The sequence below is a fragment of the Streptomyces sp. NPDC060205 genome (assembly GCF_042728395.1).
Classification (GTDB): Bacteria; Actinomycetota; Actinomycetes; order Streptomycetales; family Streptomycetaceae; genus Streptomyces.
Window position 1 is genome coordinate 1 of record NZ_JBHWZP010000426.1, and the last position, 6855, is coordinate 6855.

At 68.3% G+C, this 6855-nt stretch carries 5 protein-coding genes; all 5 read right to left on the reverse strand.

The window, feature by feature from the left end:
• Positions 1 to 185: 185 nt before the first annotated feature.
• A complete protein-coding gene (rodA, locus tag ACFWGJ_RS39915) occupies positions 186 to 1385 on the reverse strand; it encodes a rod shape-determining protein RodA (RefSeq protein ID WP_387333859.1) in 1200 nt (399 codons plus the stop codon).
• On the reverse strand, positions 1382 to 3640 hold the full coding sequence (mrdA, locus tag ACFWGJ_RS39920) for a penicillin-binding protein 2 (RefSeq protein ID WP_387333860.1): 2259 nt from the start codon (positions 3638 to 3640) through the stop codon (positions 1382 to 1384). Before mrdA ends, rodA begins: the two co-directional genes overlap by 4 nt.
• Positions 3637 to 4308 carry a rod shape-determining protein MreD gene (gene mreD, locus ACFWGJ_RS39925; RefSeq protein WP_210882648.1) on the reverse strand — a complete coding sequence of 224 codons (672 nt, stop codon included), beginning with the start codon at positions 4306 to 4308 and terminating at the stop codon, positions 3637 to 3639. The genes mrdA and mreD overlap by 4 nt, the downstream gene beginning before the upstream one ends.
• Positions 4309 to 4322: 14 nt before the next feature.
• Positions 4323 to 5267 carry a rod shape-determining protein MreC gene (gene mreC, locus ACFWGJ_RS39930; protein WP_387333861.1) on the reverse strand — a complete coding sequence of 315 codons (945 nt, stop codon included), beginning with the start codon at positions 5265 to 5267 and terminating at the stop codon, positions 4323 to 4325.
• Positions 5268 to 5500: 233 nt separating this feature from the next.
• A complete protein-coding gene (locus ACFWGJ_RS39935) occupies positions 5501 to 6520 on the reverse strand; it encodes a rod shape-determining protein (RefSeq protein WP_107016277.1) in 1020 nt (339 codons plus the stop codon).
• Positions 6521 to 6855 lie beyond the last annotated feature (335 nt).

Genomic DNA, 6855 nt, shown 5'->3' on the forward strand with positions numbered 1-6855 from the left:
ACTTACGCTCGATCTCACGCTTGGTGTCCGCCATGACCTGAATTTAGAGGCAGTACCCCGACCCCTGTAAGAGGGGCGCAGGCCTGCGCCCCGAAGGGGCGCGGGGAACTGCGCGCCCAGCCACAACGAACCGGCACCCGAAAATCCACCCTCGCCTCGGGGCAACGCCAAACCCAGTGGAACGACTACGCCGACATGGGCCGCTGCACCCGGATCGACTGCAACAACCCCACCGCCACCCACACGGCGAACATCGACGACCCTCCGTAGGAGACGAAGGGCAGCGGCAGCCCCGCCACCGGCATGATCCCGAGCGTCATCCCGACGTTCTCGAACGCCTGGAACGCGAACCACGCGATGATCCCCGCGGCCACGATCGTCCCGTACAGCTCGGTCGTCTCGCGGGCGATCCGGCAGGCCCGCCACAGCACGACGCCCAGCAGGACCAGGATGAGCCCGGCCCCGACGAAGCCCAGCTCCTCCCCCGCGACCGTGAAGACGAAGTCCGTCTGCTGCTCGGGCACGAACTGCCCGGTGGTCTGCGAGCCCTTGCCGAGGCCGGTGCCGAACAGCCCGCCGGAGCCGATCGCGATGCGTGCCTGGTTGGTGTTGTAGCCGACGCCCGCCGGGTCCAGCGCGGGGTTGGCGAACGCGGCGAAGCGGGCGATCTGGTAGTCGTCGAGGATCTTGAGCTGCCAGACCGCGACGGCCCCGAGCGCACCGGCGCCGATCAGGCCGAAGATCCAGCGGTTGGAGGCGCCGGAGGCGAGCAGCACACCGAGCACGATGATGACCATGACCATGACCGACCCGAGGTCGGGCATGAGCAGGACGATCAGTATCGGTACGACGGCCAGGCCGAGGGCCTGCACGACCGTGCGGTGGTCGGGGTGCGGTTTGTCGCCCGCGTCGACCCGGGCCGCCAGCAGCATCGCCATGCCCAGGATGATCGTGATCTTCACGAACTCGGAGGGCTGGAGCGAGAAGCCGCCGCCGATGACGATCCACGCGTGGGCGCCGTTGATGGTCGCGCCGAGCGGGGTCAGCACCAGCAGGACCAGGAACACGGAGAGCCCGTACAGGATCGGGACGGCCGTGCGCAGGGTGCGGTGGCCGAGCCAGACCGTGCCGATCATCAGGCCGAAGCCGATGCCCGTGTTGAGCAGATGCCGGAACAGGAAGTAGTACGGGTCGCCCTGGTTCAGCTCGGTGCGGTTGCGGGTCGCCGAGTAGACGAGGGCCGCGCCGATGAGGGAGAGCGCGATGGCCGCGAACAGTATCGGCCAGTCGAGCCTGCGGGCCAGCGAGTCACGGGCGAACACCCGGGTCCAACTGGCCCGCTCCGGCCCGTATCCGGAGACGGAGAAGCCGTTCCCGCCGGTCATACGAGCGACCTCCGCCTCTTCTTCGAGCGGCGCGCCGAGCGCCTGCGGGTGTCCCGGTTGGTGCCGGTGTTCTGGTTGGGCACGGTGGCCGCCGGGTTGTCGCCCGCCACCTGCTGCTGCCCCTCCTCGGTGGCCTGCTCCTCCGCCTTGGGCGGGTAGACCTCGGCCTTCGGGGAGTCGATCGACCCGTCCTTCTCGACCTTGGGCAGGTTCTTCTGCGGCGTGTAGAGCAGCGCCTTCTTCTTGTCGATCTTGCCGTCCTCGGAGACCCCGTACAGCGCGTTGTAGATCTTGCGCACGGCGGGGCCCGAGGCGCCGGAGCCCGTACCGCCCTGGGAGATGGTCATGATGACCGTGTAGTCCTTGGTGTACGTGGCGAACCACGAGGTCGTCTGCTTGCCGTAGACCTCGGCCGTACCCGTCTTGGCGTGCATCGGGATCTCGTCCTGCGGCCAGCCGCCGAACCGCCAGGCGGCCGTACCGCGGGTCGCGACTCCCGCGAGGGCACCGTCTATCTCGTCGCGGGTCTTCTTCGTCATCGGCAGCTTGCCGTGCGACTTCGGCTCGATCTCCTGGACGCTCTTGCCGTCCGGGCTGACGATCGCCTTGCCGACGGTCGGGTTGTACAGCGTGCCGCCGTTGGAGATGGCCCCGTAGATCGTCGCCATCTGTATCGGTGTGACGAGGGTGTCGCCCTGGCCGATCGAGTAGTTGACGGAGTCACCGGCGCGCATGCGGTTGCCTTCGAGGCAGTTCTCGTACGCGATCTGCTGGGCGTACGAGCCGCCCTTCTTGCCGTACTTGCACCAGGCGTCCTTGTTGGCCTTCCAGTAGTCCGACTTCCACTTGCGGTCGGGGACGCGGCCGGTGACCTCGTTCGGCAGGTCGATGCCGGTCTCCTTGCCGAGGCCGAACTGGTGGGCCGTCTTGTAGAACCAGTCCTTGGCGTTCTTCTTCGGCTTGATGCCGCCGTCCTTCTTCCACTCCTGGTGGGACAGGCTGTAGAAGACGGTGTCGCAGGAGACCTCCAGGGCGCGGCCGAGGCTGATCGGGCCGTACCCCTTGGACTCGAAGTTCTTGAAGACCTGACCGCCGATGGAGTACGAGGCGGCGCACTGGTAGGGGCCGTTGAAGGAGTAGCCGGCGTTTATGGCGGCGGCGGTCGGGACGACCTTGAAGATCGAGCCGGGCGCCGACTGGCCCTGGATCGCGCGGTTCAGGAGCGGGTAGTTGGAGGCCTTGCCGGTGAGCGCCGTGTAGTCCTTGCCGGAGATCCCACCGACCCAGGCGTTCGGGTCGTAGGACGGGTTGGACGCCATGGACACGACCCGGCCGGTCTTGGCCTCCATGACGACGACCGCCCCGGAGTCGGCCTTGTAGTTCTCCCCGGTGTTCTTGTCGAACTCGGTACGGGCGACCTTCATCGCCTCGTTCAGCTCGTACTCGGCGACGCGCTGGACGCGGGAGTCGATGCTGGTGACGACGTTCGCGCCGGGCTGGGCCTCGTCGCTCTCGGCCTGGCCGATGACGCGGCCGAGGTTGTCGACCTCGTAGCGGGTGACGCCGGCCTTGCCGCGCAGCTGCTTGTCGTACTGGCGCTCCAGGCCGGAGCGGCCGACCTGGTCGGAGCGCAGATACGGCGAGTCGGTGTTCTCGGCCTTGGTGATCTCCTCGTCGGTGACGGGCGAGAGATAGCCGAGGACCTGGGCGGTGTTGGCCTTGCCGGGGGCGGCGTAGCGGCGCACGGCCTGCGGTTCCGCGGTGATGCCGGGGAAGTCCTCGGCGCGCTCGCGGATCTGCAGGGCCTGCTTGGGCGTGGCCTCGTCGGTGATGGGGATCGGCTGGTAGGGCGAGCCGTTCCAGCAGGGCTGGGGCGTCTTCGCGTCGCACAGCCGGACCTTGTCCCGGACGTCCGCGGCCTTCAGGCCGAGGACGTCGGCGAGCTTGGCGAGGACGGCGTCGCCGTCGTCCTTCATCTTCAGCAGGTCGGTGCGGGACGCGGAGACCACGAGCCGGGTCTCGTTGTCGGCGATCGGCACTCCGCGGGCGTCCAGGATCGAGCCGCGTACGGCGGGGCTGACGACCTGCTGGACGTGGTTGCCGGAGGCCTCCTTGGCGTACTCGTCGCCGTTGCGGATCTGGAGGTACCACAGGCGTCCGCCGAGCGTGCCGAGGAGGGACAGCACGAGGATCTGGATGACGATGAGCCGGATCTGGACCCGTGGGGTCCGGCCGGTCTCGGGAATGTTGGTCACAGTCGCTTGACCCCCTTGATGCGTCCCGCCCGGGCCATCCGTGCCTTGGCGGCCTTCACTCTCAGTCCGCCGCGCTGGCTGCCGATGCGCAGGCCGGTGCCGGAGCTGATCCAGCCCGCGGCGACGTCCGTCGACTTGCCGGAGCCGCCGGTGTCGGCGAGCGGATCGTTCTCGGCGCGGCGGGCCAGGGCCATGATGCCGGGGACCACGAACGGCGCGAGCAGCAGGTCGTACAGGGCGGCCGTGAACAGCAGACCGCCGAGGCCCACATGGCGGGCGGCGGTGTCGCCGACGAGGGCGCCCACTCCCGCGTACAGCAGGGTGGAGCCGATCGAGGCGGCCACCACGACGGCCATGGGGCCGGTGGCGGACTTGAGCTGGCCGTTGTCGGGCTTGGCCAGTCCGGCGAGGTAGCCGATGACACACAGCACGAGGGCGTAGCGGCCGGCGGCGTGGTCGGCGGGCGGGGCCAGGTCGGCGAGCAGGCCCGCGCCGAAGCCGACGAGGGCGCCTCCGACGTGGCCGTAGACGAGGGCGAGGCCGAGGACGGTGAGCAGCAGCAGGTCCGGTACGGCGCCCGGCAGGTGCAGCCGGGCCAGGACGCTGACCTGGATCACCAGGGCGACGATCACCAGCGTGGCGGAGAGCAGCATTCGGTTGAAGCGCATGGGGAAGTCAGCTCCTACTGCTCTTGCTGCAGGCCGTCGGCGGGCGCGTTCGCCGAGGGCGTGACCGTCACGGTCACGGTCGGCGTGGGCGTGGGCTTGGGTTTGGCGGGCAGCACCTCGTCGCGCGGGTCCTTGCGCGGGGCCTGGACGACGACACCGACGATGTCGAGCTTGGAGAAGGACACGAACGGCGTGACGTAGATCGTGCGGGTCAGGTCGCCGCCGGAGGGGTCGACGCGGGAGACCAGGCCGACGGGCACGCCGGGGACGAACGGCTTGTCGGCCTGGGAGCCGAAGGTGACCAGACGGTCGCCCTTCTTGATCTTGGCCTTGCCGTTGAGCAGTTCCACGCGCAGCGGGCGGTCGCCCTGTCCTGACGCGAAGCCGAGTTCGTCGGTGGACTCCATGCGCGTACCGACCGTGAAGTCGGGGTCGTTGGCGAGCAGGACCGTGGCGGTGCCGGGGCCGACCGTGGTGACGCGGCCGACCAGTCCGTCGCCGTTCAGGACGGTCATGTCGCGCTTGATGCCGTCGTTCGCGCCGACGTCGATGGTGACGGTCCAGGAGAAGCCCTGGGCCGCTCCTATGGCGATGACCTCGGCGCCCTTGATCCCGTACTGCCCGGCGCCCGCCGTCTTGAGCATCTTGTCGAGCTGTGCGCTGCGGCTGCGGTTGCGGTCGTCGCTGCCCAGTTTCGCCTTCAACTCGGCGTTGTCGCGCTCCAGTTGCGTGACGCGGTCGTGGCGGTCACCGGAGTCCTTCACGGCCTGGATCGCGTTGCCGACGGGGTCGACGACGGTCGACACCCCGTCCTCGATCGGGCCGAAGACCGTGGCGGCGCCACGGCGGGCACCGTCGACCGGGGAGTCCTCACCCCCGCGGATGTCCACCGTGATCAAGGCGAACGCGATGGCGATCAGCAGCACCAGGAGCAGCCGGCTCTCTCGTGTGTCCCTCACGTGCGACGGCCGTGCCTTCCTCGTCGGAATTCATGTATGGCTCACCCAACAGGTTCCCGAGGGTCCTGGCGAACTCTGGGGAACCCCGAAGGAACCCCGGAGCATCCGGTCGGGCACCCGATCGGCGCCCGATCGGGCGGAACCCGCGGTGTTGTGGGGGAGCTTATGCCTCAATATCAACGATCCGCCGTACGAGAAGGGATCATCTCGTACGGCGGAATCGAAGAGTTACGTCATCTGCGCGGCTGGGCGTCCAGCACCTGCTGGAGCGCCTCGAATTCCTCCACGCACTTGCCGGCCCCGAGCGCCACGCTGTCCAGCGGGTCCTCGGCGATGTGGATCGGCATGCCCGTCTCGCGCCGCAGCCGCTCGTCGAGGCCGCGCAGCAGGGCGCCGCCGCCGGTGAGCACGATCCCGCGGTCCATGACGTCGCCGGACAGCTCCGGCGGGCACTTGTCCAGGGTGGTCTTGACGGCGTCGACGATCGAGTTGACCGGCTCCTCGATCGCCTTGCGGACTTCGGCCGCCGAGATCACGACGGTCTTCGGAAGGCCGGAGACCAGGTCCCGGCCGCGGATTTCGGTGTGTTCGTCATTGTCGAGGTCGTACGCGGAACCGATCGTGATCTTGATCTGCTCTGCCGTCCGCTCACCGAGGAGGAGCGAGTACTCCTTCTTGATGTGCTGGATGATCGCGTTGTCCAGCTCGTCGCCGGCGACCCGGATGGACTGTGCCGTGACGATTCCGCCGAGCGAGATGACCGCGACCTCGGTGGTGCCGCCGCCGATGTCCACCACCATGTTGCCCGTGGCCTCGTGGACCGGCAGGCCGGAGCCGATGGCCGCGGCCATGGGCTCCTCGATGATGTGCACCTGGCGGGCGCCGGCCTGGGACGACGCCTCGATGACGGCACGGCGCTCGACGCCCGTGATGCCCGAGGGCACGCAGACGACGACGCGAGGGCGGGCCAGGTAGCGCCGCTTGTGGATCTTCAGGATGAAGTAGCGGAGCATGCGCTCGGTGATCTCGAAGTCGGCGATGACACCGTCCTTCAGCGGGCGCACGGCAACGATGTTGCCCGGCGTCCGCCCGATCATCTTCTTCGCTTCGGCGCCGACCGCGAGGATGCCACCGGTGTTGGTGTTGATCGCGACGACGGACGGCTCGTTGAGTACGATCCCGCGACCCCTGACGTACACCAGCGTGTTGGCGGTCCCGAGGTCGACAGCCATGTCACGGCCGATGAACGACATTGAGTTCCCCATCAGGATTCGTCTGGCCTTCCCAAGTGGAGCTTTTGATGGCTTTTCAGGATGGCGAGGGTGAGCGCTGTGACGTGAAGACTTCCATCGTAGTCTCGCCTGCACGGACACTGCGCGAGGGTCTTCGCCATTGTCAGCAGATGACGCGCCGCCTCGCTTGTGGAGACGGGCCATCGGGGGAACGCGTTCCCCCGATCGGCACGCATATGCCCGCAGACGGCCCTCATTGTGCGTCCCATTGTGTGCGGGCCGCAGGTCAGACGCTACCTGTCTGACAACGCTTCAGGGGATTTTCGCTTCACAAGATTTTCACCGTGGCAGGGGCC

Coding starts and splice junctions, on each gene's coding strand:
- mreD (WP_210882648.1), bottom strand. CDS start 4,308: ATGCGCTTCAACCGAATGCTGCTCTCCGCCACGCTGGTGATCGTCGCC.
- rodA (WP_387333859.1), bottom strand. CDS start 1,385: ATGACCGGCGGGAACGGCTTCTCCGTCTCCGGATACGGGCCGGAGCGG.
- ACFWGJ_RS39935 (WP_107016277.1), bottom strand. CDS start 6,520: ATGTCGTTCATCGGCCGTGACATGGCTGTCGACCTCGGGACCGCCAAC.